Raw genomic sequence first — 25,443 nt, 5'->3', positions numbered from 1 at the left:
CATAAGATCAGAGTTGGGGGATTTCCTCAACTCTTTTTTCGAACGAAAGAGAAGGTAAAGATGGAGATGCAAGTATCAAAATATCATAAGATCAGTGGCCGCAGAACCTTACTCTTTGGTTTTTTAGCCCTTGTTTTTGGCCTGATTATCATTGTCAATGGCTTCAGATTTACCCAGCTGGCCTTCGATTTTATTTCGCTTTATCTGACAGTTGTTGGCTTGGTAAATATTGTTCTTCATGTTTTTACGCGCAAGAAAGAAGGGGCTGTCTGGCATAGTCTGCTTCAGATTGCAGTCGCTATGGGTATCAGCTGGCTTAACCGAATCAGTGATGTGCCTGTCAATATTGTGATTATCAGTTTGGGTAGCTACCAGATTTTGACGGCCGGTATTTACGGAGTGACCTATCTGCTTTATCGGCAAAATCATGTCAAGGGCGGCTTGCGCTATCTATTTGATACCGTTCTCTATGGTGGGATTGGACTGACCAGTATTCTTTCGCCTGCGACTGACGGACACTTGCAGTTTTTGATTTTGGGAATCTATTTGATGATGCTGGGAATGTCCAATATCCGGGATGGCCTCTTTTTCGACAATGACCGTGAAAAACATCGGCTGCGTAGGCAAATTCGTATTAACCTACCTATTATTTTTGCAGCCTTTATTCCGGTAGAAAATCTGGAACGCTTTAATCGACTGATTCAGGGAGATGCAGCTTCTGATCGTAAAAATGTTTATAGTCTTGTTAAGAATAGAGAAAAAAAGGCGGACTTGGAGGTCTTGGTCCATACTTCAAAGACAAGTTTATTAGGGGGCATTGGTCATGTAGATATTTGTTATCAGGGACAAGTGATTTCTTATGGCAGCTATGATGTTTTTTCTGAGCGATGCAAGGGCATGATTGGAGACGGTGTTCTCTTCAAGGTTCCTAAAGACGCCTATATTGAGCTTTGCAAAAAAGAAAGCAAGAAAACGCTCTTTGGTTATTCTCTGGCTTTGACAGATAAGGAGAAGGAAGCGGTTGAGAAGCGCCTGGCTGAAATTGATCAGCTGTTAGTAGAATGGGAGCCGCCAGCAGAACTGAAAAATGGCCAGCCAACATACTCCTACAAGTTGAAGCATGAACTAGGAGCGCAGCTGTATAAGTTTAAAACCAGTCGTTTCAAGACGTATTTTGTCCTGTCGACCAACTGTTGCCTGCTAGCAGATTCGATTATTGGGCAGACTGGGACAGATATTCTGGATATTCGTGGTATTATCGCGCCCGGTACCTAGCAGTCCTATCTGCAGTACGAGTTTGAGTCCGCTAGGGGTTTGGTCATTGCTCAGACCGTTTACCAATAAATCCAAGGTCTTCTTGTTTTAAAAATTGTTTATTTGCGCATAATTTCTTGTCAAAAAGATGAAAATCCATTACAATAAAATGGTTTGGAGGAATTATGAGCGCGAATCATATTATTAGAATTATCCCTGTATTAAAGATCAATAATCGTCATTTAAATCAAGAATTTTTTGTCAATCAGCTGGGCATGAAGGCCCTTTTAGAGGAAGCGGCTTTTCTGTCTTTAGGAGATCAGACTAAGACAGAGAAACTGCAACTGGAAGAATCACCCAGTATGCGGTCTCGGCGAGTCAAAGGTCCTAAAAAATTAGCCAGAATCGTTGTCAAGGTTGCAGATGCTAAAGAAATCGAGTCTCTATTGGCCCAAAAGCCTGCTTGGACTAAGCTGTATCAAGGAGAGAAAGGCTATGCTTTTGAAGCTCTGTCACCAGAGGGTGACCTAGTTCTCCTGCATGCAGAAGAGAATAGAACAAATCTTCAAGAAGTGGCGGAGGCGCCTGAATTTGAAAAGCAAGAGGACTTCATCGGTCTTAGTCAATTTGAGATAGAGACAGTAGAAATTCGTGTGCCTGATGCCAATGCAGCCCAAGAATTTTACAGCAAGATTGAAAATGCGCTGGATTTCCTGACCTTTACAGAAGCAGAGGGACAAGACTTGCAGGCAGACAATGCCCTAACTTGGGACTTGACTATGCTCAAAGCTCAAGTCAATCGTTTAGAAACCGCTGCGCTGCGTCCTATCTTTGAAGGACACGAGGTCTTTGTACCCAAGTCAGATAAGTTCCTGCTGAGTCAGGATTTTAGTAAGATTGAATTGTGGTTTGAAGCATGACTCTAGAAAACATCATCAGTAAAATCAAAGAACAGCTAAAAGATGGTATCTATCCCGGTGCTAGTCTGGCCTTGTACCAAGCTGGCCGGTGGCAGGAATTCTACTTTGGTCTAGCTGATCCGCAAGAAAAAAAGGCCACTCAAGCGGGTTTGGTCTATGACTTGGCTAGCGTCAGCAAGGTGGTCGGAGTTGGTACTCTGGCAGCCTTTTTGTATGAGCAGGGCAAGCTGGAGCTGGATTTGCCCTTGCAGCACTATTATCCGGCCTTTCATCGAGAAGATGTGACCTTGCGTCAGCTCTTGACCCACACGTCAGGGTTGGATCCCTTTATTCCCAATCGTGACCAGCTGACAGCTCCTGAGTTGAAAGCAGCGCTCAATCATTTGACGGTGCTTGAAGATAAGACCTTCCGCTATACGGATGTGAATTTTCTGCTCTTGGGCTTTATGCTGGAAGAGATCTACGGTCAGTCCTTGGATCAGATTTTTCAAAGTCAGATTTTCCAGCCTTGGGGTTTGGCTAAGACTAGTTTTGGACCAGTTCCAGGGGCTGTGCCGACCGTTCGCGGTGTCCAGGATGGTCAGGTTCATGATCCAAAGGCGCGTGTACTTGGTGTCCATGCTGGCAGTGCTGGCTTATTTTCAACTCTCAGGGATTTGGAAATATTTTTAGAGCATTATCTGCAGGATGACTTTGCGGTCAATCTGACCCAGAATTTTTCCAAGGAGCCTGGCAAAAGACGCAGTCTAGCTTGGAATCTAGAGGGCAGCTGGCTGGATCACACTGGCTACACAGGAACCTTTATCATGTATAATCGCAAGGAGCAAAAGGCGGCTATTTTCCTATCCAACCGGACCTATAAAAAAGACGAGCGGGCTCAATGGATCTTAGATCGTAACCAGCTGATGGACCTGATAAGAAGAGAACTTTAAAAGACTCCGGCTGCAAGCCCCGGAGTTTTATCGTGTCTGCCTATATAAATATCGGTCTCTAGCCCCAGTGATTTTCTCTTAATAAAAATCGCTTTTTTTGCCAAAGTATATTAAAATAAGATAGAGAGAATCTACAGACAAGAGAAGAATATGACAAAAGAAATCGGTGTCGGCAAGGCACATAGTAAAATTATTTTAATGGGAGAGCATTCGGTGGTCTACGGCTATCCGGCCATTTCCCTGCCTCTTAATCGTATTGAAGTGACCTGTCAGGTCTTTCCATCTGAGCGGGCCTGGACCCTCTATGCCGAGGATACGCTGTCTATGGCTATTTTTGCCTGTCTAGAACATCTCGGCCGGCAAGGGGCTAAGATTCGCTGTCAGGTGGAGTCCATGGTCCCTGAGAAGAGGGGAATGGGTTCTTCAGCCGCAGTTAGTATTGCGGCTATTCGGGCGGTCTTCGACTACTTTGAGGAAGAACTGGATGACCAAACACTGGAGATTCTAGCCAATCGGGCAGAGATGATTGCTCATATGAATCCCAGTGGTCTTGATGCCAAGACCTGCCTTAGCGATGTAGCTATTAAGTTTATCCGCAATTTCGGTTTCAGTGAAATAGAGCTGGATCTGGATGCCTTTTTAGTGATTGCAGATACGGGTATTCACGGTCATACCCGCGAAGCCATCCGTGCTGTAGAAAGTCAGGGTCAAAAGGCTCTGCCCTTGCTGCAGGAATTGGGGAATTTAACGAAAATCCTTGAGAAAGCCATTTCTATCAAGGACCTGATGACAATGGGACAAGCTATGACCAAGGCTCATGAGAAGTTAGCCAAGCTAGGAGTGTCTTGCCAGAAAGCAGATGAGCTAGTAACGGCAGCTCTTGAAAATGGAGCTTTGGGTGCTAAAATGAGCGGCGGTGGTCTGGGCGGCTGTGTCATTGCTCTTGTAGGAGAAAAAAGTCAGGCGGAGGCCTTAGCCGCCTTATTGAGAGAGAAAGGGGCCATTAACACATGGATCGAAAGCCTGTAAGTGTCAAATCCTATGCCAATATTGCAATTGTCAAATATTGGGGGAAGAAAGATGCAGAAAAGATGATTCCGTCTACCAGCAGTATCTCGCTGACACTGGAAAATATGTATACCGAGACGCAACTGAGTCCTTTGCCGGCTACAGCGACTGAAGATGAGTTTTATATTGACGGTCAGTTGCAAAGCCCGGCAGAACATGCCAAAATCAGTAAGATTATTGACCGTTTCCGCTCTCCAGAAGATGGTTTTGTCCGCGTTGATACCAGCAATAATATGCCAACTGCAGCAGGGCTGTCTTCCAGCTCCAGCGGTCTATCTGCCCTAGTCAAGGCCTGCAATGCTTATTTTCAGACGGGCTATCAGACGCAAGAGCTGGCCCAGCTGGCTAAGTTTGCTTCAGGGTCATCAGCTCGGTCTTTCTTTGGTCCGCTAGCGGCCTGGGATAAGGACAGTGGGGCCATTTATCCAGTCAAGACGGATTTGAAACTAGCCATGATTATGTTGGTTCTGCACGATGAGAAAAAGCCCATTTCCAGCCGCGACGGCATGGAGCTCTGTGCTAAAACTTCCACCATTTTCCCAGATTGGATTGCCCAGTCTGCCTTGGATTATCAGGCCATGCTAGGCTATTTACGAGACAATAATTTTGCCAAGGTGGGTCAGCTGACGGAAGAAAATGCTCTCCGGATGCATGCCACGACAGAGAAAGCTTATCCGCCGTGTTCTTATCTGACAGAGGAGTCTTACCAAGCTATGGATGCTGTCAGAAAGCTGCGGGACCAGGGCGAGCGTTGCTACTTTACCATGGATGCGGGGCCAAATGTCAAGGTGCTCTGCTTGGAGGAAGACCTAGCCCATCTGGTGGCTATTTTTGAGAAGGACTACCGGCTTATCGTCTCCAAAACAAAGGACTTGTCAGATGAAGACTAGTGTAAGAGTCCAAACCTGTGGCAAGCTTTATCTAGCGGGTGAATATGCAGTGCTGACGGCTGGTCAGCCAGCCATTATCAAGGCCATTCCTATCTATATGATTGGGGAAATCCAGACAGCCTCTGCCTATCGCTTGACATCAGATATGTTTAATCATAGTGCTAACCTAGAGCCAGACCCTGATTATGCCTTGATTCAGGAGACGATAGCAGTTATGAACACTTATTTGCTAGCCTTAGGCTGCCAACTTCAGCCTTTTTCTCTGAATATTAGTGGCAAGATGGAAAGGGACGGCAAGAAGTTCGGGATTGGCTCCAGCGGTAGTGTGGTTACTCTGATTCTGAAGGCCATGGCAGGACTTTATGAGCTGGACTTAGAGCCAGAGCTACTCTTTAAAATGGCTTCTTACGTTCTCCTCAAGCGAGGGGACAATGGCTCCATGGGAGATCTAGCCTGCATTGCTTATGAAGACCTGATTTACTACCGATCTTTTGATAGAGAGCTGGTTCGCAAGCGTATGGGCAAAGTTAATTTGCTACAGCTGTTAGCAGAGGATTGGGGTTTTGAAATTCGCAGTATTAAGCCTTGCTTAGCCATGGATTTTCTAGTTGGCTGGACCAAGCAGCCGGCTATCTCTAAGGACTTAGTCAATCAGGTCAAGTCAGCTATTTCAGAGTCCTTTTTGACAGGCAGTAGGACGCAGGTTGATGCCTTGGAGAAGGCTTTATTAGCAGGAGATAAGCTTGCTATTCAATCTAGTATGGAAAAGGCTAGTCAGCTCTTAGAAACACTCAGTCCAGCTATTTATACAGACAGGCTGAAAGTCTTAAAAGAAGCGGCAGAGGGACTGAACTGTGTGGCTAAGAGCAGTGGTGCCGGTGGTGGCGACTGCGGGATTGCTCTCAGCTTTGATGTCGCATCTAGCAACCAACTGATTCAAGCCTGGCAAGAAGCTGGCATTGAGCTATTATACAGAGAAAGGATGGGCCATGATGAGCCAGAATCGTAAGGACGACCATATCAAATACGCTTTAGAGCAGCATCCGGGTTACAACAGTTTTGATGAAATGGAACTGGTTCACCGTTCTTTGCCCAAGTACGATTTGGCAGAGATTGACCTATCTACTCACTTTGCTGGTCGTGATTGGGACTTTCCTTTTTATATCAATGCCATGACTGGTGGCAGCCAAAAAGGCGGTCAAATCAATGAAAAGCTGGCTCAAGTAGCTGAAAGTTGCGGCCTTCTTTTTGTGACTGGATCTTACAGCGCAGCCTTGAAAAATCCTTCTGATCCTTCCTATCAGGTGGCGGCTGGTCGGCCTAATTTATTGCTGGCTACCAATATCGGCTTAGACAAGCCTTATCAAGCCGCCCAGCAGGCAGTAGCTGATTTGCAGCCCCTCTTTTTGCAGTTTCATGTCAATCTCATGCAGGAATTGCTGATGCCAGAGGGCGAGCGGGAGTTTCGTTCTTGGCGCCAGCACTTGACTGATTATAGTCAGCGGCTGGATCTTCCCCTAATTCTTAAAGAAGTTGGCTTTGGCATGGATCGCTCTACTGTCGAAGAAGCGCGCTCCTTGGGGATTCAGACTTTTGATATTTCAGGACGTGGTGGAACTAGCTTTGCCTATATTGAAAATCAGCGGGGTGGCAATCGTGACTACCTCAATGATTGGGGGCAATCTACTCTGCAAAGCCTACTAGCTCTTCAGCCACTTCGCGATGAGGTCGAGCTCTTGGCTAGTGGAGGTGTCCGCCATCCTTTGGATATGATCAAAGCCCTGGTCTTAGGAGCCAAGGCGGTCGGCCTCTCTCGCACCATGCTGGACTTGGTGGAAAATCACTCTGTGGAAGAGGTTATTGATATTGTAGAAGGCTGGAAATCGGATCTGCGCCTCATCATGTGCGCCCTGTCCTGCCGAAACTTGCAAGAATTAAAGAGTGTACCCTATCTACTCTACGGTCGGCTAAAAGAAGCTCATGAACAGATTAAATAGCATAAAGACATACAAAAAAGGCCATCAATGGCCTTTTTACTTGTCCTGTTTTCGTAAGTCAGCTAGGATTTCCTGAGCAGTAGCGAGGTTGAAAGTCTTCATGGCTGTTAAGCGATTGGCTACAGTAGCAATTTCTTCGCCTTGGGCTCCAGCTTGTAATGCTAAAGATTTGGCTTGCAATTTCATGTGTCCGGCTTGGATACCAGTGCTGACCAGTGCTTTGAGGGCGGCGAAATTTTGTGCCAATCCAACCGATACGATGAGGGAAGCCAAGTCCTTGGCCTGAGGCTGCCCTAGCAAGTCAAAGCTGGCTGTCACTGTGGGATTGAGGCCGATGGAGCCTCCCTTAGTTGCAATGGGCATGGGCAGGGTCATCTGACCATGAAGCTGGCGTTTGTCTGGGTCTGCCGTCCAAGTAGAGAGGCCGCGGTAGCTTCCTTCTCGGCTGGCATAGGCATGGGCACCGGCTTCTATAGCCCTCCAGTCATTTCCAGTAGCCAGCACCAAAGCATCAATACCATTAAAGATACCTTTATTGTGGGTAGCTGCCCGGTAAGGGTCGACCTGGGACAATTTGCTGGCTAGCTGCATCTTATCTGCAAGAAGTTCCGCCTCAGCCTTATCCCGACTGAGAAAGCGATAGTCGATGACACAGCGGGCTGTTACTAGGCTATCTGTTGCATAGTTTGACAGGATAGCCATCAGACTCTTACCGCCAATCAGATCTTCCAGAGGAAGGGTGAGGGCCTCCAGCATGGTGTTGAGCATATTGGCTCCCATAGCTTCCTGCGTATCCACAGATAGATAGAAAATGAGGAAGTCTTCCTTTGGCTCCAGCCAGAGATCTCTAGCTCCGCCCCCACGGGCAACAATTGATGGATAGGCTTGGTTGGCCTGCTCCAGTAACTCTTTCTTTTTTTTGAGAACATTTTTAATAGCTTGGTCTGGATTATCAACCTGGTAGAGGGCGATTTGCCCAATCATCTGGCGTTTGTGAACCTCGGTCTCAAATCCGCCTGAACGTTTGATAATCTTAGCCGCAAAGCTAGCCGCTGCTACAACAGATGGCTCTTCTGTCACAAAAGGAACTTGATAGCTTTTGCCATCCACCAAAAAGTCTGGCACTAGAGAGTAGGGCAAGGCTAGAGTGGCCAGTACATTTTCACTCATCTGGTTGGCCGTTTCCAGAGGCAAAGTCTGCTGACTGTCTAGCAGCTGCCAATGTTCATCTTGTAAAAGTCCCTTTTCTTTCAGCATCTGCAGCCGTTCAGCAGGAGTTTTTTTGGAAAATCCAGTCCAGTTTACTTTCATGATGATTTCTCAACTTTGATGTACTTACGCTGGTGCTCTGCAATTTCTGCCAGAGCAAAGCTTTGTTCCTCATATCCAGAGAAGCTGGCATTGCCTTCCGCATCCAGCTCAGCTTCTTCAAAAAAGATGCGCTCGTAGTCTGCGATGGAAAGAGCCTGACGCTGGTTTAATTCCTCTAGGCGTGTCTGGGATAGATGCTTTTCATAGCCTTCTACCAAATTGGCACTAAAGATTTCAGAGACAGCTCCGCTGCCATAGCCAAAGAGAGCAATTCGATCGCCAGCCTTGAGGTTGTCAGAGTTTTCTAAAAGAGACAGAAGACCTAGGAAGAGGGAGCCTGTATAGATATTTCCAACCTTTTGGCTGTAGAGAATAGAGGCTTCAAAGTTCTTTCTAAGCTGGTCTTGCTGCTCTTGAGGCAGGCTTTTATCCATGATTTTATTGAAGCCTTTAAGGGCCAGTTTTGGATAGGGCAGGTGGAAGCAGTAGGCCGCAAAATCTTTGAGAGAAAGCTTGTGGCGTTTCTGGTATTCCGTCCAAGTTGTCTTTAAGCTATCCAGATACTGCTGGGTTGAATAGAGCCCGTTGACATAAGGTGTTGTCGAGTAATTTGGGCGCCAAAAATCCATGACATCGCGTGTCTGGGCCACATTATCATCATTGAAAGCGAGGATACGGGGATTGCTGCTAATCAGCATAGAAATGGCTCCCGCTCCCTGCGTTGGCTCGCCTGGTGTGTTAATGCCATACTTGGCAATGTCGCTAGCTAGCACCAAAACTTTGCTGTCTGGATGTTTTTCAATATGGAGCTTGGCATAGTCCAGTGCAGCAGTAGCTCCATAGCAGGCTTCCTTAATTTCAAAGCTGCGGGCAAAAGGCTGGATACCCAAAAGGCCATGGACAAAAACAGCTGCCGCCTTGCTTTGGTCAATCCCTGACTCAGTAGCCACGATGACCATATCAATCTTTTCTTTGTCCTCTGCTGTCAGGATGGGGTCTGCTGCCGCCGCTCCCAAGGTAACAATATCCTCAGTCAGAGGAGCAATGCTTAGTTCCTTGAGTAAGAGCCCCTTGCTAAGCTTGTCTGGGTCAGTTCCACGGGCTGCAGCTAAATCATTTAATTTTAAGACATAATTACTGGTCGCAAAACCGATTTTGTCGATTCCGATTGTCATTATAAGACCTCTTTAAATCCTTTTATTCTAGTATATTCCGAAAACTATTTTACCATACTTAGGAATAAAACTCTTACAAAAACATCTAATCTCAGCTAAATCAGGCTTAAGATGTATTTTCCAAAATAAAAACAGCAGATGGCTCTACTGTTTGTTTGCTGTGAGTTTGCTTTGGCGCTTTTTCAAGTAGTGGTAGAGCTTGAGTACGACAGTGCCGCTGGCCATGCCAATCGAGATGACCAAGGCCAGAATGACCACCAGAGTGGCGTGAATCATGGCTTGGCTGTAGTCACCAGTGACAAAGAAGGCAGTCGTCCGATAGGAAATGTAGCCTGGGACCAAGGGGGCTAGAATGGCCAAAATAAAAACAACAGCGGGCGTTTTGTAGATGATGCTGAGAATTTGGCTGACGCAGGAACCAATGATAGCAGCCACAAAGGTTGCTATAATGACATTTGTCGGTCCTTTGAGCAGGAGATAGAGCAGCCAAATAGCCATACCCAGTACTCCACCGGGAATCAGCATACTGCGCTGGACATTTAGAACGATTAAAAAAGTAATGATAGCCAGTAGGCTGGCAACTGCTTGCAGTAAGAATGTCAAGATTGTCATAGGCTTATTTCATAATAAGGAGGGCAACAGAAGTGCCTGCACCGAGAGCAAGAGTGATGAGGAGCGATTCAAAGAGCTTGCTCATCCCAGAGTTGATATGGTTGGTCATGATGTCACGCACAGAGTTGGTCAGAGCAATGCCGGGCACAAAAGGCATGACAGAGCCCGCAATAATCAAATCATCTGTGGAGTTAAAACCGGAATAGCGCGTCCAGACATGTGCCAGCAGTCCGAAGACAAAGGCTCCAGCAAAAGCTGTCACAAAAGGAATGCGGATATACTTGTCAACATACAAAGAGAAGGCAAAGCCAAAGAAGGTAGCAATGGCAGCCCCCAAAGCATCGTAGAAGTTTCCGCCAAACATGATGGAGAAGAAGGGAGCACTGAGCGTTGCGGCAGCAATCAGCTGCTTGTTGTTATAGGGCAGCTCCTTCACCTTGAGGCGATTCAGCTCATCAAAAGCCTCCTGAAGACTGATTTCTCCTGTTACCAACTGACGGGAGACCTGATTGACATCGCAGACCTTCTCGATATTGTAGTTGGTCTTGAGATTACGCTTCATCCGTGAAACATTTGTATTTTCAATCGAAAAGAAAATAGCTACTGGCATTGCTAAGGCATTGCAGTCGATAATCCCTTGCGAATGAGCGATACGAATCATGGTGTCTTCCACCCGATAAGTCTCGGATCCGCTCTGTAGCAGCAGTGTCCCAGCCAGCATGATGACATCTACCGCCAGATTGAAATCTTTGGCTTCTTCCCTGATACCTTTCTCTGTCATTTCCCCAGTCCTTTTCCTAGTATAGCAATAGAACCATTATACCATAAAGCCTCTGAAAAATATCATCAAGTTGGCAGTCACTCGAAGTCTGAAATACAAAAAAGAAGATTGGAGATTTCCAATCTTCTTTCAAATGGTTTGTAAGTCCTTAGTCGTTTATTAGCTCAAAGCATCGTCCATAGAGAGCACTTCGTGGAAGACACGTTGAGTCAATTCAGTCTTTTGCTCTGGAGTCAAGTACTTAGTGTTTACACAGTAACCTGAGATACGAACGATAACATCTTCGCCAGACATAATCTTGTCGTAAACATCCTTCAAGTCCATAACGTTCAAGTTAACGTGCTGACCACCGTTTTCGAAGTAGCCGTCCAAGATAGTAACCAAGTTGTCTACTTGTTCGTCGTGTGTCTTACCAAGCGCACGAGGTGATACTTGAGTTGTCAATGAGATACCGTCAGCTGCGTAACTGAAGTCCAGACTAGCAAGAGAGTTCAAGTTTTGCAACCAGCCACCTTTTGCCTTGTTTGATGGGTTAGCACCTGGTGAGAAGAATTCCAATTTAGACAAGTTTACGCTACCATCTTCGTTGAGGTAAACTCCTTTGTGAACTGGTGAGTTACCAGTTTGTTTAGAGTAAGCAACGTTAGATGTGATAGTCAGAAGAGACACAGTAGCTTCTGCATTCTTATACAGTTTGTGGCTGCGCAGACGAGTTGTGTAAGCTTCAACCAACCATTCAGCCAGTTCGTTTGAGCGAGGGTCATCTTCACCCCAACGTGGGTATTCTCCGATCGTTTCATAGTCGTAGATATAGCCATTTTCGTCGCGGATTGGCTTAACAGTTGCATACTTGATAGCAGACAAGGTATCAACAGTGTTGGCAAATCCACAGATACCGAATCCCATGTTAGCGCGTTGGTAAGTTGGCAAGAAGGCCATTTGAACAGCTTCGTAGTTGTACTTGTCAGTCATGTAGTGGATGATGTTCAAAGCATCTACGTAAGTGTCAGTCAACCAGTCCAGAGATTTTTCAAAGTTCGCTTTAACTGATTCGAATTCAAGAACTTCGTCACGGATAGGTTCGATGTCAAATACCTTGTAGTCTTTATGAACATCGTCGTAACCACCGTTAAGACCTGTCAGAAGGGCTTTCAGCACGTTTACACGAGCACCAAAGTATTGGATGTTGTGGCGTTGTTCTTCATTTTCAGGGTCAAGCGGAGACACACAACAAGAGATACAGCTCATTTCACCGTAACCATCTCGAGCCATTGTTGTTACACCTTCGTATTGGATAGAAGAGTGCTTGTGGCTCATGTGCATACAGTAGCGACGGAATGAGTATGGAAGTTTGTCAGTCCAGAGAACGGTCAAGTTTGGTTCTGGGGAGTTACCAATGTTGTCAAGTGTGTTAAGGAAACGGTAGTCCATCTTTGTAACACGGTGACGGCCGTCGTTACCCATACCTGCCATAGAAGTAGTGATGAAGGTTGGGTCACCAGAGTAAAGTTGGTCGTAAGCTTTCGTACGAGCAAACTTCACTGTACGAAGTTTCATAACGAAATCATCAACAAATTCTTGGATTTCTGATTCAGTGTAAGTACCGCGAGCCAAGTCACGTTCAGCATAGATGTCAAGAACGATAGGCACACGTCCGAGAGAAGTAGCAGCACCGTTGATGACACGGCAGACAGCCATGAAGGCGATGTTAGTCCATTGGATAGCTTCTTTAACGTCGAAAGCAGGACGGCGAACGTCAACTCCGTAAAGGTCACCAAGTTTTACAACTTCACCAAGTGCTTGGTATTGCAGGTTGATTTCTTCGCGCAGACGGATTGTTTCTTCGTCAATATCAGTCAAACCATTCCAGTCGCGAACTTTTTCAGCCATGAGGTAGTCAGCTCCATAAAGAGCAAGACGTGCGTAAACACCGATGATACGTCCGCGTGAGTAAGCATCTGGAAGACCAGTTACAGTGTGGGCGTGACGAGCACGGCGGATGTTAGAAGTGTAAGCACGGAAGATACCGTCATTTACTGTAGTAACATATTTAGTAAAGATTTCGTGAACAGCAGGATCTGGTTCGTATCCATTTTCTTTCAAAGTAGTTTCAGCCATGCGGATACCGCCTTTTGGCATGAAGTTCAATTTGAAGAGTTCGTCGTTTTGGATACCGTAAATCAGTTCGTTGTCCTTGTCAATGTAACCAGCGTCAATATCAGCGATAGATGCTGGACGAGTGTCCATTGGGAAACGAGTTTCTTCGTAGTGAGCTTTTGTTTCTTCTACGATTTTCTTGATGTGGAGTGAGCGCTCAGTAGGACCTGCCAAGAAGCTTTCATCTCCATCATAAGGTGTGTAGTTAGCTTGAACGAAGCGAGAAACACTTGCTTTCTCTTTCCAGTCTTCACCTTTGAAGCCTTCCCAAGCTTTGTCAAAAATATCTTGAGCTTCAACAACTGTTTTTACAACCATTTGATTTTCCTCTTTATTCTAGCAACATAAACTGTTACATTTATAAGTAAAGTATATCATATGGTAATCGGTTTCACAAACCATTTTTGGCAGAAAGAAAGACTTTCTTTTATAATACAGAAAGTAAAAAGTCTCAGATGTGTACTATAGATTTGAAAAACATAACTCTTTTCAAATATTTTGGAAAAATGGGTAAAAAAGTTATAATAAAAGTAATTAAAATGTCATACAAAAATTGCTGACGAAGAATCTTACGTTTAAAATACTTTTTACAAGAACGAAAAACTGTTTCAGATTTATTTGAGCAAAAAGGGCTGACTTTGTGAAAGCCTGTAAGCTGAGATTGATGGCAGGAGAAAGGAGGAGGGTATGCTGATTTTTCCACTGATTAACGATACATCTCGGAAGATTATCCACATTGATATGGATGCTTTTTTCGCTTCGGTGGAAGAGCGGGATAATCCTAAGTTAAAGGGGCATCCAGTCATTATCGGCAGCGACCCACGCTTGACAGGCGGTCGTGGTGTCGTCTCCACCTGCAATTATGAGGCCAGAAAGTTCGGAGTTCATTCGGCTATGAGCTCCAAGGAAGCCTATGAGCGTTGTCCCCAGGGGATTTTTATCTCGGGGAATTACGAAAAATATCAGGCGGTCGGATTGCAGATCCGAGAAATTTTCAAACGTTATACGGACTTGATTGAACCCATGAGCATCGACGAGGCTTATCTGGATGTAACGGAAAACAAGCTGGGGATTAAATCCGCAGTCAAAATAGCCAAGCTGATTCAGCATGATATCTGGAATGAACTCCATCTGACAGCTTCGGCAGGCGTTTCTTATAATAAGTTTCTGGCCAAGATTGCCAGTGACTATGAGAAGCCTCATGGTCTGACTGTTATTCTGCCTGAGGAAGCAGAGGCCTTTCTGGCGCCTATGGATATTGCCAAGTTTCATGGAGTTGGTAAGAAGAGCGTTGAAAAACTACATGGCATGGGTATTTATACCGGTGCAGATCTGCTCAAGGTATCAGAAATGACCTTGATTGATAAGTTTGGTCGCTTTGGTTTTGATCTCTATCGTAAAGCGCGTGGCATCAGCAATAGTCCAGTCAAATCCAATCGTATTCGTAAGTCGATCGGGAAGGAGCGGACCTATGCCAAACTGCTCTATAGTGAGGAGGACATCAAGAAAGAGCTGACCCTGCTGGCACAGAAGGTAGAAAATAGCTTGACTAAGCATGACAAGAAAGGGCGAACTATCGTTCTGAAAATCCGCTATGCTGATTTCTCCATCTTGACTAAAAGGAAAAGTTTGAATCTAGCCACTCAAGACAAGGAGCAAATCGAGCGAACGGCTCATGAGATTTACGATAGCTTGGAAGAACAACCACGAGGTATTCGTCTGCTAGGACTGACAGTGACGGGGTTTGAATAAAGATAAAGGCTTGGTTCATTACCGGGCTTTTTTAGATATAGTTTTTAGTATGAGAGAGTTGCTTGTGACGAGTTTCTAAGTTGTCTGATAATTTTCATTGACTAAAAATAATCTTTTTTGAAAAAATACTGGACAAAGTTTTCTGTGTCTGTTATACTGAGTTTATAAAATAAAAAACCGTCTGGTCGGTTTTTAAAAAGAAAGGAGCCGAAATGAAGAAATCTGTAGTAGAAAAAACAAGCGAGCACATCCTCAAGTTTAATCAGGAGCTGGATCGGCAGCGGGAAGGTCAGAAAGAGTTTTTGCAGCAGCAGGCAGAAAAACGTAAGGTGTGGCTAGAAAAGATAACACAGGGTGAGAATCTCATACGCTATTCTAAGTGGGGAGTCAAAGCTGGATATGCTGTCCTTGCTGGTGGCTTGCTGACTTCTGTCTTTAGCCCTTGGCGAGGACTGGGTATTATGGCAGTAGGGGGTCTGAGCCTTGCCTCCAATCTCTGGCATATCCGGCGATTGCAAAATAAAGAAAGGAGCAAGTAGCAGAGAAATGGCCTGTCTTAAGCATCAGAGTCAGGACAACTTAGAAACTAAAAGCAGCAGGCAGTAGCTAAACGGTGCTGACATAACTTTTAGCATTATTTAGTCTATCTTTGCTTTTTAGTTTAGTCAAGGACTAAAAGACTACGTTTTCTATTTGGCGCAGGTCTTTATTTTTTATAATAAAACAAACCGAATGGTCGGATTTTAAAAATCTGCGTTTCAAAACAGGCAATCATCTGAAAGACTGAAAGTAAAGGATGCCTTTGTCCAGTTTTCGGATGACTTTTCACTATTCTACATTTGATAAGGAGTTATCGTATGAACACACAAACACATGTAGAGCCAGAGACAAGGCATATCCTGCCCTTTCTGGCCTGGACTTTTGGCATTACCTGGGGAGCCTGGCTGCTTCAGTATATTTTAACCGCCCTGAAGCTGACCAACGGGGCTGAGCCTTTGGGCTTTGCTCTCAATTTCATCGGGGGCTTCGGACCGACTTTGGGAACTTTTATCAGCCTCAAAATTTCTCATCCCAAGAAGATGCTGGACTTTATCTTTTCTCATGCTAAGGGCTGGTGGATTTATATGCTGGCCTTCTGTCTGGTTCGGGTTTTGACCCTTTTTATCGCCAATCCAGCCCTGCCGCCTCTGAATGCCATTCTGATGTTTCCTCTGGGCTGGACCTTTGTCACCTTTGCTGGGGGCGGCAATGAAGAACTGGGCTGGCGGGGCCTCCTGCAGCCGGCTCTGGAGAAAAAATTCTCCTTCCCTCTGGCAACTGTCATCACGGCTCTGGTCTGGGTGGCCTGGCATCTGCCCCTCTGGCTGATTCCGGGAACGAGTCAAAGTCAGATTTCTTTGCCCTTCTATCTCTCCTTTGGTATCTTGCTCTGTTTCTGTCAGGCGGTTCTCTACAAGCAGACGGCCTCTGTCTTTGCCTGCATGGTCTTTCACGGCTGCATTAACTTTGCTCAGGCGACGATTGTCGGCAGTGCTACAAATGGCGGAAGGTATCTCAGCTTCCAGGCTGCTAATCTGGTCATGACCGCCCTGCTGGTCGGCTGGTGGTATTGGAAGGGCAACCGGAAAGGAGTTCAGAAAGATGCAGGCTAAAAATCTTGGCAATCGCTCTTCTTCCAAAGAAAAAGGAGTAATCATATGAAAACACAAACACATGTAGAGCCAGAGACAAGGCATATCCTGCCCTTTCTGGCCTGGACTTTTGGCATCAGCTGGTCTGCTTGGCTGGCTTCGGCTTTCCTGAGAATTCCTATTATTTCCCAGGTCCTAACCATCGTTGGTGTTTTTGGCCCGGCCATTGGAGCCAAACTGGTCTTAGGAAAATCGTTCAAGGAGCTCTTGGCTTCTATCGGATCGGCCCGAAAAAGGACTTGGGTCCATCTCTTGATTTTGACAATTCTTTATACCCTTTCCATAGTCTTTTGGAGCCCGCTCCTGCCTGGTTTTAGCCCCCTCAGGATTGCTCTGCTTTTTCTCATGACGACTCTTCTGACAGGCGGCAATGAAGAGATTGGCTGGCAAGGTTTTCTGCAGCCGACTCTGGAAAGACTTCTGCCCTTTCCGATAGCGACTGTAACAACCGGTCTGATTTGGGCTGTCTGGCATCTGCCCCTCTTCTTTACCCCCGGCAGCAGTCAGGCAGGGACTTCTTTTCTAGTCTTTACTGCCGCCTGCCTGCTCGCCCGTTTCTGGCTGGCGGCTCTTTACAAGGTCAGTCAGTCCATCCTTTACTGTGTTCTTTTCCACGGGGCCATCAATACCATTGGTGAAGGCATTTTCCTGGGGAAGGGGACGGAAAATCCGCTCTTTTTCCTAGGCTATATCTTGATGGCGGCTTACAGTATCTATCTTTGGTATCAAAGGGATCAGCAAGACAAGGCTTAAAGATATTTTTATGATTTTGTATTTCCCCGGCTTTTTTGGTAGAATAAAGCTATATTAGAAACAAAGGGGAACAGAATGGCGCAACGAAAAGACAAATCCCAGGCCATGAGAGAAAAAATTTTAAATACAGCAACCCAGCTCTTTATCCAAAAGGGGTCCGAAAAGACCAGTATGCAGGATATCGCCCAGACGGCAGGCATTTCCAAGGGGGCTATCTACCATCATTTCAAGTCAAAAGATGAGATTGTCGTGGCGGTGATGAGGAGCCGGCAGGAGTTGATGGAAGAAGAGATGAAGCAGTGGCTCAAGGCTACGGAAAATCTGACTGGCAGGGAGCAGCTGCAGACCATCCTCAAGTCTAATCTGGAAAGTCAGACAGCCCGGGCTACGGACGGCATTGTGGGTGAGTATGAGAAGGACGCGGGCTTTATTTTGACCATGATGCGGGACAATCTGCGGATAGGCGCCCCTGTGGTCAGTGACATTATCAAAAAAGGGATGGCAGATGGCTCCCTTCAGACCCAGTATCCGGAAGAGGCTGCAGAAGTTTTTCTGCTGCTGGTGAACTTCTGGATGCATGGGACCGCTTTTGAAAGTGAGCCCGAAAAACTGCCAGAACGTTTCCATTTTCTGCAGTTTATGATGACCTCGGTCGGTCTGGATATCTTTACTGACGAGCTCCTGCAGCTCTTTAGCCGGAAAAATAAGGCATAAAAAAAGGCGATAGGACAGAACTAAAAAATTTAATTCTGTTCCAGCCTTTTTATTTATGTGCTGAATATACTGTGGATATCTTCCTCGGTCAGGCCGATTAGGGGGTCGATTTTCAGGAAATTTTCTTCGGTCAGAACATAGTTTTCCACAGCTCTTTCCACGCTATCCACAGGACTGTGGGCAAGTTCTGGAGGGGACTGAAGGTCTTCAAAACGCTCTCTCAGATAGGTTTTGCGGGCGGTACCGGTGTTTTTGACGGCATAGTCAAAGGCTACTTTTTCCCCAAGTAAGATCAACTTGCTCTTGGCGCGGGTGATAGCAGTGTAGACCAGATTGCGCTGGAGCATGCGGTGGCTGCTGCGGGTGATGGGCAAGATAACCACCGGAAATTCACTGCCCTGAGACTTGTGGATGCTCATAGCGTAGGCCAGGCGGATCTTGTACCATTCACTGCGCTGATAAACAAGTTCATTGCCGTCAAAGTTGATGGTCAGCTCATCCTGCTTGGAGTCGGTGTACTTAGCAGGCAGAAGGTCGCTGATATAGCCTAAGTCACCGTTGAAGACATTGCTTTCGGCATCATTGACCAAGTGGATAACCCTATCTCCTTGGCGATACTGACAGTCGGGAGCTTCAAAGGTCAATTCATCTTTCTTTACAGGATTGATGAGATTTTGCATAAGATTATTAATCTGGTCAATGCCGGCTGGCCCCCGATACATAGGTGCTAATACCTGAACATCTTGAGCTGGGATGCCGCTGCGAATGGCTGCGCTAGCGATTTTCTCAATCATAGGCGGGATATGCTCATTTCTAGCTTCAAAATAAGAGCGGTCCGCTTTTTTCTCTGTAAAGTCTGCTGGTAGAATGCCCTTCTGAATCTGGCTAGCCAGTGTGACGATTGTAGACTCTTCGCTCTGCCGATAGATGGTTTCCAGCTTGGTCTGTGGAATAGTCGGTATCTGCAGCAAATCTGCCAGAACCTGACCCGGACTGACAGAGGGCAGCTGGTCGGCATCTCCGACAATCAAGAGTTTGGTCTGAGAGGAGATATTGCTGAGGAGCTGATTAGCCAACCAAGTATCCACCATGGAAAATTCATCCACAATGATAAAATCAGCATCCAGATAATCATCCAAATGACTGGTGTCATCATCTCCAGTCATCCCCAAGTGGCGGTGGATAGTGGCGCTAGGAAGACCGGTCAATTCGTTCATGCGACGAGCAGCACGTCCAGTGGGAGCCGCTAGCAGAATAGGCAGATCATTGACCTTTCGCAGATCCAAACCACGAAGTTGGGCGTAGACTGCGATGATACAGTTGATAACGGTAGTTTTTCCAGTACCCGGTCCGCCGGTTAGAATAAAGACCTTCTGATTGATAGCCTGACGGATGGCTTCTTTTTGGATACTGTCATAGAAGATACCAGAGCTTTCTTCCACTTGCTGGATAGCCGCAGTAATGTTATCTGTGTCAAAGCAGTCTTGCTCTCCTTTTTCCAACAGACGGACCAGATTGCTCTTAATCCCTTCTTCAGCAAAAAATAGACTGTTTTCAAAGATTTTGGTCTCTACATTCTGGACCTTATCTTCCTCAATTAAATGAGCCAGCTCATCAGCGACTAGACTAGGGTCCAGCTCCACTTGGCGTGAGCTTTCTAAAAGCTCGATGGTATGTTCTAGTAAATCACGAGCTTCGACATAGGTATCTCCCCGCTCCATGGACTGGGTCAGCAAGGTGTGGACAAGGCCAGCCCGAAAACGCTCGGGGGCATCACTTTGGATACCCAGCTCTTCTGCCAGATGGTCAGCGATTTTAAAGCCGATCCCCTGAATATCCTCTACCAGCTGATAGGGATATTTTTCGACAATACCCAGCGTTTCTTCCTTGTAGGTATCCTGGATTTGAAAAGCCAGCTTATTGGGAATGCCGTAGGCTGCCAGCTTGGCTAGTACCATCTCCGTTCCGTAGTTGAGTCTGAGCTTGGCGACAAAGGCCTCGCGGTTCTTAGCTGCTAAGCCGTTTATCTGGGTTAGCTTTTCCGGATCTGCTAAAATCTTGTCAATGGTGTCCTCGGTATCTTCTCCGTAGAGTTGGACGATTTTTTGAGCAGTCTTGACTCCGATTCCCTTGAAATGGTCACTAGAGAAGTATTTTACTAGGCCTTTGCTACTGGGTTTGGCTCGCTCATAGCGAGAAATTTTAAGTTGCTGGCCATATTTGGGGTGCTGGACGAGACTGCCCCAGAAGCTGTAGTCTTCGCCTTCCATAACATCTGCCATGGAGCCGGTGACAATGATTTCAAAATCTTCAAAATCCTCAGCATCTGTATTCTCAATATCTAAGAGCAGGATGCGGAAAAAGTTGCTGGGATTTTCAAAAATAATGCGTTCAATCGTTCCTGAAAAGTAAAATTCCATAGTTTATAGGTTCTTCTTTTAAAACGAACCCAGTTGACGTTCAACTGAGTTCGATATGCTTAATAGGTCTTAAAAGGCAGCAGCGGCCAGAAGCGGAACTTAGCTTCGCCCTGGATTTGTTCTTTTTGGAAGGTGCCGACTTGGCGACTATCCTTGGAAACAATCCGGTCGTCACCCAGAAGCAGGTATTCATCATCCAGAAGCTTGATGGTGAAGACAGGGCTGCCTTCACTATCAACAGTGAAGGCTTGAGCCTGAGCTGCGAGTTTTCTGAAAAACACACCATTGTCATCATAATCATCCCCAGTATAAGTGGATTGGAGCTTGTCTTCTTTGAATTTTTTGATGTAGTCTGTCAGGTAAGGCTCGTCTGTTTTTTTGCCGTTGATGTAAAGAGTATCATTTTCATACTGAATAGTATCACCCGGCATACCGATAACCCGCTTGACAATCTCCTTGGTCGTTCCGTCATTATCTGTCTCAGTGGCGACAACGATATCAAATCGGTCAATTGACTGATATTTAAGCACAAGTAGATATTCCCCATTGGCCAGCGTAGGGTCCATAGAGTGGCCATCTATCTTTACAGGGGACCAGAGATAGAGCCGTGATAGGATAATGATAGAGATAAAGATGATAAAGAGCCCCCATTCTTTGAGAATGACAACGGCAGTATTTGATTTTTTCATAGGTTACCTTTCTAAAAGTTTTTGTGCTTTTTCAGTATTTTTAAAGTGGAGTTTAGCAGAATGCTGCAGACCGGCCATTCCATAGGCTTGAAGAATCTGGCTGGCAACGTGATCGCTCTTGCTTCCGGCTCCGCTAGGCAGGGTATAGCCTAACTCTTGACTGAGATTTTCTAGATTTTCCAGAAAGAGGTCACGAGCGATAATAGAGCTGACCGCAACAGCTAGGAACTTTCCTTCAGCCTTTTCAATCAGACTTACCGGATTTGGAAAATGATTTTTTTCCTGCTTTAGGTATTTATTATAGTTTTGCTGGCTGGTAAAGGCATCGATGACGATTTTTTCGGGATTGATGCCTTTCTGCAGCAGTAGGTAGATAGCTTGATTGTGCAGAGCTACCTTGACAGAGACGGCATTGTAGCCAGAAGCGATGACTTCGTTGTACTTCTCTGGCGATAGGAGCAGAGCTTGATGAGCAATTTTTTCTTTCAAGACCGGTGCCAGTTGGCGAATCTTGCTATCGTTCAAGGTTTTAGAATCACCAACGCCCAGTTTTCTCAGAAAGTCGTGCTGGTCTGGAGTAACGAAAGAAGCTACGACGGCTAGACCTCCAAAGTAGGAGCCGTTGCCGACCTCATCTGTCCCAATGAGGGCAAAATTCTGAGAAGCAGGACTATAACTGGATTTGCCTGCTTGATGGCCAAAAAAGCCAGCGTAGTGAGCAGCTTTTGCCCCTTGAAAGAGAACTTTTCCGGAGCTAAAGACACTGACCGTCGCCTGATCCAGCCGGAAGAAATATTGAATATGAGGGTTCTTGCTGGGAGCCAGCTTGCTCTGATATTTCTCAACAAAAGCCTGAATTTCTTGCTGTTTGGGACTGAGTGTGATACTTTCCATACCCCCTATTGTACCATAAAAAGGAAAAGTCGAAAGTCATAAGATTGAAAATCCTACAAAAATTTTGTAGGAGAGCACCGCTGCTTGCAATGTCAAAAAAGATGAAAAAGAAAGTCCCTGTCTAGTTCCAAGTGTTTTTATAACTGACAAAGGGCTTCTTTTTTGATATAATACAATGAGGTGATTTTATGGCAAATTTGAATCGATATAAATTTACATTTGGAAACAAGACCTTAACTCTAACAACAGAACACGATAATCTCTTTATGGAAGAAGTAGAACGGGTAGCAAAGGAAAAATACAAGGCTATCAAAGAGCAGATGCCTGCGGCAGATGATGAAGTCCTGGCGATTTTGCTGGCTGTCAATAGCCTGTCTACCCAGCTCAGCCGCGAGATTGAGTTTGACGACAAGGAAAAAGAACTAGAAGATTTTCGTCACAAAATGCTCAGTGATTTGAGAGAAAAGTCGGGTAAATAGAGGAGAAATAATGCTTTCTATTATTATTTTACTAATATTGGCCTGGAGCTTTTATATTGGCTACTCGCGTGGTATTGTTCTGCAGGGCTATTATGCTGCTGCAACCATGGTTTCCATGCTGGTAGCTGGAGCTTTTTATAAGAGCTTGGCCAAGTTTATCAGTCTTTGGGTGCCTTATGCCAGCGCGACTCAGGGCTCTTCGACCTACTTTTTCCCTAGCTCCCAACTTTTTCACTTGGATCAGGTTTTTTATGCTGGTTTGGCCTATCTTATTATTTTTACAGCTGTCTACATCCTTGGGCGCTTTTTCGGGATTTTTGCGAATCTGATTCCCTACCCCAATAAGCTGGATACCAAATGGTACAATGTGACCAGCGGAGCCATCGCTGTTTGCATCTCTATTTTTGTTTTGGGAATGTGCCTGACTATTTTAGCGACGGTGCCGATGGAGATGGTTCAGGAGCGGCTCAACAGCAGCTTTATGATTCGCTTTATTGTCAAGTATACCCCTATCACATCCAATATCCTCAAAGATCTCTGGGTGAATCAAGTTATCGGATAAAAGACGACTCAGTTGGCCTGCTAGCTGGGTTCTTTTTTACTAGAAAAGAAAATTATGAACACAAAAATTTTAGAAACCTTAGAATTTAAAAAGATTAAAGAACTTTTTGCTCCCTATCTTTTGACCGAGCAGGGGCAGCTGGAGCTGGGTCTGCTCTTGCCGACCAGCAAGAAGGAGACAGTGGCCTCGGCTTTTCTGGAAATGAGAGATATGCAGCAGATTTTTGTGCAGCATCCCCACTTTAGTCTGGCTGCGACTCAGGATATCACTGCCTTGACCAAGCGGTTGGAGCTGGAAAGCGACTTGAATATTGAGGAGTTTTTAGCTCTCAAGCGCGTTTTGGCAGTGACTCAGGAGCTCAAGTCCTTTTATGATGACTTGGAAAATGTGCACTTGGAAAAGCTGGACCGTCTGTTTGAGAACCTAGTTGTTTTCCCTAAGCTGCAAGGAAGTCTGCAGGCTGTGAATGATGGCGGCTTTATCGAAAGCTTTGCTAGCGAAAGTTTGAGCCGCATTCGCCGAAAAATTCAAGAAAATGAAAATCAGGTGCGGGAAATTCTGCAAGAGATTCTCAAAAATAAGGGAGAGATGCTGGCGGATCAGGTAGTGGCCAGCCGGAATGGCCGCAATGTGCTGCCTGTAAAAAATACCTACCGCAACCGCATTTCTGGTGTGGTTCACGATATTTCAGCCAGCGGTAATACCGTCTATATCGAGCCTAGAGCAGTTGTCAATCTAAACGAAGAAATTGCCAGCAGTCGAGCGGACGAGCGTTATGAAATTCAGCGGATTTTGCAGGAATTATCGGACCTATTCCGTCCCCATGCAGCTGAAATTGCCAACAATGCTTGGATTATCGGACATCTGGACCTAGTGCGTGCCAAGGTCCGCTTCATGCAGGAGACGGGAGCGGTGGTGCCAGACCTGTCGGAAGAGCAGGATATCCAACTGCTTAGTGTCCGCCATCCCCTGATTGAAAATGCAGTGGCTAATGATTTGCATTTCGGGCCAGACTTGACAGAGATTGTCATTACCGGGCCTAATACCGGTGGTAAGACCATCATGCTGAAGACCTTGGGTTTGGCTCAGATCATGGCCCAGTCAGGTCTGCCGATTTTGGCGGACAAGGGGAGCCGCGTCGGGATTTTCAGTCAGATTTTTGCAGACATTGGTGATGAGCAGTCCATTGAGCAGAGCCTGTCGACTTTCTCCAGTCACATGACCAATATCGTCTCTATTTTAGAGCAGGTTGATAGCGAGAGTCTGGTTCTGCTGGATGAGCTAGGAGCTGGGACTGACCCGCAAGAGGGTGCAGCTCTGGCTATTGCTATCTTGGAAGACTTGCGGCTAAGACAGATTAAAACCATGGCGACGACCCACTATCCTGAGCTCAAAGCCTATGGGATTGAGACGGACTGGGTGGAAAATGCCAGCATGGAGTTTGATACAGATAGTTTAAGACCTACCTATCGCTTTATGCAGGGAGTGCCTGGCCGTTCCAATGCCTTTGAAATTGCTCGCCGTTTAGGCTTGTCTGAACTTATCGTTAGCCATGCCCAAGAGCAGACTGACACAGACAGTGATGTCAATCGGATCATTGAGCGCCTAGAGGAGCAAACTCTAGAAAGTCGCAAGCGCTTGGATAATATCCGCGAGGTGGAGCAAGAAAATCTCAAATTTAACCGAGCCCTCAAAAAACTTTACAATGAGTTTAACCGAGAAAAGGAAACCGAGCTCAATAAGGCACGGTTGGAAGCTCAGGAAATCGTTGATTTGGCTTTGTCAGAGAGTGAGAGTATTCTCAAAAATCTCCATGATAAGTCCAGTCTCAAACCACATGAGATTATTGAAGCCAAAGCGCAGCTTAAAAAGTTGGCACCAGAAACCGTTGATTTATCAAAGAATAAGGTGCTCAAGCAGGCCAAGAAAAATCGGGCGCCCAAGGTGGGAGATGATATCCTAGTCACCAGCTATGGTCAGCGGGGAACCTTGGTCAAGCAGCTCAAGGACGGCCGTTGGGAAGCTCAGGTCGGTCTCATCAAGATGACTCTAGATGAGCAGGAATTCAACTTACTCAAAGCTGAAAAGGAGCAGCAGCCTAAGCGCAAGCAGGTTAATGTGGTTAAGCGGGCCAATACTGCTGGACCGAAAGCCAGACTGGATCTGCGTGGCAAGCGCTATGAAGAGGCCATGGAAGAGCTTGATGCCTTTATCGATCAGGCCCTCCTCAATAACATGACTCAGGTGGATATTATCCACGGTATCGGGACCGGGGTCATCCGTGAAGGGGTGACAAAATACCTCCGCCGCAACAAGCACGTTAAGTCCTTTGGCTATGCTCCGCAAAATGCTGGCGGCAGCGGTGCAACGATTGTAATTTTTAAGTAAGGGA

At 46.0% G+C, this 25,443-nt stretch carries 22 protein-coding genes and 1 pseudogene; 15 read left to right on the top strand and 8 right to left on the bottom strand.

Going from position 1 to position 25,443, the window contains the following annotated elements; genetic code table 11:
• The first annotated feature begins 60 nt into the window (after positions 1-60).
• The 7 genes and pseudogenes from RSK81_RS10880 (at position 61) to fni (ending at position 7,061) form a co-directional block, all read left to right on the top strand.
• A pseudogene (locus RSK81_RS10880) lies at positions 61-1,344 on the top strand (DUF308 domain-containing protein).
• Between the two features lie 95 nt (positions 1,345-1,439).
• On the top strand, positions 1,440-2,174 hold the full coding sequence (locus RSK81_RS10875) for a CppA N-terminal domain-containing protein (protein ID WP_002898402.1): 735 nt from the start codon (positions 1,440-1,442) through the stop codon (positions 2,172-2,174).
• A complete protein-coding gene (locus RSK81_RS10870) occupies positions 2,171-3,106 on the top strand; it encodes a serine hydrolase domain-containing protein (protein ID WP_268681985.1) in 936 nt (311 codons plus the stop codon). Before RSK81_RS10875 ends, RSK81_RS10870 begins: the two co-directional genes overlap by 4 nt.
• Before the next feature lie 150 nt (positions 3,107-3,256).
• On the top strand, positions 3,257-4,135 hold the full coding sequence (mvk, locus tag RSK81_RS10865) for a mevalonate kinase (RefSeq protein ID WP_268681986.1): 879 nt from the start codon (positions 3,257-3,259) through the stop codon (positions 4,133-4,135).
• Positions 4,117-5,064, top strand: coding sequence for a diphosphomevalonate decarboxylase (mvaD, locus tag RSK81_RS10860; RefSeq protein WP_002926816.1), 948 nt, complete (start codon positions 4,117-4,119; stop codon positions 5,062-5,064). Before mvk ends, mvaD begins: the two co-directional genes overlap by 19 nt.
• Positions 5,054-6,073: a phosphomevalonate kinase gene (locus RSK81_RS10855; protein WP_315686792.1), complete on the top strand. Its 1,020-nt coding sequence runs from the start codon at positions 5,054-5,056 to the stop codon at positions 6,071-6,073. Before mvaD ends, RSK81_RS10855 begins: the two co-directional genes overlap by 11 nt.
• Positions 6,054-7,061, top strand: coding sequence for a type 2 isopentenyl-diphosphate Delta-isomerase (gene fni / locus RSK81_RS10850; RefSeq protein ID WP_080980273.1), 1,008 nt, complete (start codon positions 6,054-6,056; stop codon positions 7,059-7,061). The genes RSK81_RS10855 and fni overlap by 20 nt, the downstream gene beginning before the upstream one ends.
• A 36-nt stretch (positions 7,062-7,097) precedes the next feature.
• On the opposite strand, the gene RSK81_RS10845 is transcribed toward fni, so the two are convergent.
• From RSK81_RS10845 to pflB, 5 genes are all read right to left on the bottom strand, one after another.
• A complete protein-coding gene (locus tag RSK81_RS10845) occupies positions 7,098-8,372 on the bottom strand; it encodes a hydroxymethylglutaryl-CoA reductase, degradative (RefSeq protein WP_049547853.1) in 1,275 nt (424 codons plus the stop codon).
• Positions 8,369-9,547, bottom strand: coding sequence for a hydroxymethylglutaryl-CoA synthase (locus RSK81_RS10840; protein ID WP_049547854.1), 1,179 nt, complete (start codon positions 9,545-9,547; stop codon positions 8,369-8,371). The genes RSK81_RS10845 and RSK81_RS10840 overlap by 4 nt, the downstream gene beginning before the upstream one ends.
• Before the next feature lie 144 nt (positions 9,548-9,691).
• On the bottom strand, positions 9,692-10,159 hold the full coding sequence (locus RSK81_RS10835; protein ID WP_002898388.1) for a threonine/serine exporter family protein: 468 nt from the start codon (positions 10,157-10,159) through the stop codon (positions 9,692-9,694).
• Positions 10,160-10,163: 4 nt separating this feature from the next.
• Positions 10,164-10,940 (bottom strand): threonine/serine exporter family protein, encoded by a 777-nt coding sequence (locus RSK81_RS10830; RefSeq protein ID WP_049547855.1) that lies wholly within the window; start codon positions 10,938-10,940, stop codon positions 10,164-10,166.
• Between the two features lie 159 nt (positions 10,941-11,099).
• Positions 11,100-13,415, bottom strand: coding sequence for a formate C-acetyltransferase (pflB, locus tag RSK81_RS10825; RefSeq protein WP_049547856.1), 2,316 nt, complete (start codon positions 13,413-13,415; stop codon positions 11,100-11,102).
• A gap of 369 nt (positions 13,416-13,784) precedes the next feature.
• On the opposite strand from pflB, the gene dinB reads away from it, so the two are divergent.
• From dinB to RSK81_RS10800, 5 genes are all read left to right on the top strand, one after another.
• The gene (gene dinB / locus RSK81_RS10820) at positions 13,785-14,849 is read left to right on the top strand and encodes a DNA polymerase IV (RefSeq protein WP_002901512.1); all 1,065 of its coding nucleotides are present in this window, start codon (positions 13,785-13,787) and stop codon (positions 14,847-14,849) included.
• Between the two features lie 212 nt (positions 14,850-15,061).
• On the top strand, positions 15,062-15,388 hold the full coding sequence (locus RSK81_RS10815) for a hypothetical protein (protein WP_315686788.1): 327 nt from the start codon (positions 15,062-15,064) through the stop codon (positions 15,386-15,388).
• 318 nt (positions 15,389-15,706) lie between these two features.
• A complete protein-coding gene (locus RSK81_RS10810; RefSeq protein ID WP_268699173.1) occupies positions 15,707-16,501 on the top strand; it encodes a CPBP family intramembrane glutamic endopeptidase in 795 nt (264 codons plus the stop codon).
• 45 nt (positions 16,502-16,546) lie between these two features.
• Positions 16,547-17,293 carry a CPBP family intramembrane glutamic endopeptidase gene (locus tag RSK81_RS10805; protein WP_268699174.1) on the top strand — a complete coding sequence of 249 codons (747 nt, stop codon included), beginning with the start codon at positions 16,547-16,549 and terminating at the stop codon, positions 17,291-17,293.
• 75 nt (positions 17,294-17,368) lie between these two features.
• Entirely contained in the window at positions 17,369-18,007 is a 639-nt protein-coding gene (locus tag RSK81_RS10800) for a TetR/AcrR family transcriptional regulator (RefSeq protein WP_002896597.1), read from the top strand.
• Between the two features lie 53 nt (positions 18,008-18,060).
• On the opposite strand, the gene RSK81_RS10795 is transcribed toward RSK81_RS10800, so the two are convergent.
• Genes RSK81_RS10795 through rnhC form a run of 3 tightly spaced genes read right to left on the bottom strand, consistent with a single transcriptional unit; the run spans position 18,061 to position 22,010 of the window.
• The gene (locus RSK81_RS10795; protein WP_315686787.1) at positions 18,061-20,427 is read right to left on the bottom strand and encodes an ATP-dependent RecD-like DNA helicase; all 2,367 of its coding nucleotides are present in this window, start codon (positions 20,425-20,427) and stop codon (positions 18,061-18,063) included.
• A gap of 59 nt (positions 20,428-20,486) precedes the next feature.
• Positions 20,487-21,116 carry a signal peptidase I gene (gene lepB / locus RSK81_RS10790; protein ID WP_315686785.1) on the bottom strand — a complete coding sequence of 210 codons (630 nt, stop codon included), beginning with the start codon at positions 21,114-21,116 and terminating at the stop codon, positions 20,487-20,489.
• Between the two features lie 3 nt (positions 21,117-21,119).
• On the bottom strand, positions 21,120-22,010 hold the full coding sequence (rnhC, locus tag RSK81_RS10785) for a ribonuclease HIII (RefSeq protein ID WP_002901499.1): 891 nt from the start codon (positions 22,008-22,010) through the stop codon (positions 21,120-21,122).
• A gap of 188 nt (positions 22,011-22,198) precedes the next feature.
• Between rnhC and RSK81_RS10780 the strand changes: the two genes are divergently transcribed.
• The 3 genes from RSK81_RS10780 to RSK81_RS10770 are packed head-to-tail and all read left to right on the top strand — an operon-like array spanning position 22,199 to position 25,439.
• Positions 22,199-22,489, top strand: coding sequence for a hypothetical protein (locus RSK81_RS10780; protein WP_002896593.1), 291 nt, complete (start codon positions 22,199-22,201; stop codon positions 22,487-22,489).
• Between the two features lie 10 nt (positions 22,490-22,499).
• Positions 22,500-23,051, top strand: a complete 552-nt coding sequence (locus RSK81_RS10775) for a CvpA family protein (protein ID WP_002901497.1) — start codon at positions 22,500-22,502, stop codon at positions 23,049-23,051.
• A 54-nt stretch (positions 23,052-23,105) separates the two neighbouring features.
• Positions 23,106-25,439: an endonuclease MutS2 gene (locus RSK81_RS10770; protein WP_002918162.1), complete on the top strand. Its 2,334-nt coding sequence runs from the start codon at positions 23,106-23,108 to the stop codon at positions 25,437-25,439.
• The last annotated feature ends 4 nt before the right edge of the window (positions 25,440-25,443 follow it).

This window comes from Streptococcus sp. DTU_2020_1000888_1_SI_GRL_NUU_041A, assembly GCF_032387735.1.
Lineage (GTDB): Bacteria > Bacillota > Bacilli > Lactobacillales > Streptococcaceae > Streptococcus > Streptococcus sanguinis.
This window is presented reverse-complemented; position numbering and strand designations above follow the sequence as displayed.

Bases quoted from the DNA above. Each gene is read 5' to 3' on its own strand.
- RSK81_RS10875 (WP_002898402.1), top strand. From the start codon at position 1,440: ATGAGCGCGAATCATATTATTAGAATTATCCCTGTATTAAAGATCAAT.
- RSK81_RS10845 (WP_049547853.1), bottom strand. From the start codon at position 8,372: ATGAAAGTAAACTGGACTGGATTTTCCAAAAAAACTCCTGCTGAACGG.
- mvaD (WP_002926816.1), top strand. From the start codon at position 4,117: ATGGATCGAAAGCCTGTAAGTGTCAAATCCTATGCCAATATTGCAATT.
- lepB (WP_315686785.1), bottom strand. From the start codon at position 21,116: ATGAAAAAATCAAATACTGCCGTTGTCATTCTCAAAGAATGGGGGCTC.
- RSK81_RS10810 (WP_268699173.1), top strand. From the start codon at position 15,707: ATGAACACACAAACACATGTAGAGCCAGAGACAAGGCATATCCTGCCC.
- RSK81_RS10795 (WP_315686787.1), bottom strand. From the start codon at position 20,427: ATGGAATTTTACTTTTCAGGAACGATTGAACGCATTATTTTTGAAAAT.
- RSK81_RS10870 (WP_268681985.1), top strand. From the start codon at position 2,171: ATGACTCTAGAAAACATCATCAGTAAAATCAAAGAACAGCTAAAAGAT.
- RSK81_RS10770 (WP_002918162.1), top strand. From the start codon at position 23,106: ATGAACACAAAAATTTTAGAAACCTTAGAATTTAAAAAGATTAAAGAA.
- fni (WP_080980273.1), top strand. From the start codon at position 6,054: ATGATGAGCCAGAATCGTAAGGACGACCATATCAAATACGCTTTAGAG.
- RSK81_RS10805 (WP_268699174.1), top strand. From the start codon at position 16,547: ATGAAAACACAAACACATGTAGAGCCAGAGACAAGGCATATCCTGCCC.
- RSK81_RS10800 (WP_002896597.1), top strand. From the start codon at position 17,369: ATGGCGCAACGAAAAGACAAATCCCAGGCCATGAGAGAAAAAATTTTA.
- RSK81_RS10830 (WP_049547855.1), bottom strand. From the start codon at position 10,940: ATGACAGAGAAAGGTATCAGGGAAGAAGCCAAAGATTTCAATCTGGCG.
- RSK81_RS10775 (WP_002901497.1), top strand. From the start codon at position 22,500: ATGCTTTCTATTATTATTTTACTAATATTGGCCTGGAGCTTTTATATT.
- dinB (WP_002901512.1), top strand. From the start codon at position 13,785: ATGCTGATTTTTCCACTGATTAACGATACATCTCGGAAGATTATCCAC.
- mvk (WP_268681986.1), top strand. From the start codon at position 3,257: ATGACAAAAGAAATCGGTGTCGGCAAGGCACATAGTAAAATTATTTTA.
- RSK81_RS10835 (WP_002898388.1), bottom strand. From the start codon at position 10,159: ATGACAATCTTGACATTCTTACTGCAAGCAGTTGCCAGCCTACTGGCT.
- RSK81_RS10815 (WP_315686788.1), top strand. From the start codon at position 15,062: ATGAAGAAATCTGTAGTAGAAAAAACAAGCGAGCACATCCTCAAGTTT.
- rnhC (WP_002901499.1), bottom strand. From the start codon at position 22,010: ATGGAAAGTATCACACTCAGTCCCAAACAGCAAGAAATTCAGGCTTTT.
- RSK81_RS10855 (WP_315686792.1), top strand. From the start codon at position 5,054: ATGAAGACTAGTGTAAGAGTCCAAACCTGTGGCAAGCTTTATCTAGCG.
- RSK81_RS10840 (WP_049547854.1), bottom strand. From the start codon at position 9,547: ATGACAATCGGAATCGACAAAATCGGTTTTGCGACCAGTAATTATGTC.
- pflB (WP_049547856.1), bottom strand. From the start codon at position 13,415: ATGGTTGTAAAAACAGTTGTTGAAGCTCAAGATATTTTTGACAAAGCT.
- RSK81_RS10780 (WP_002896593.1), top strand. From the start codon at position 22,199: ATGGCAAATTTGAATCGATATAAATTTACATTTGGAAACAAGACCTTA.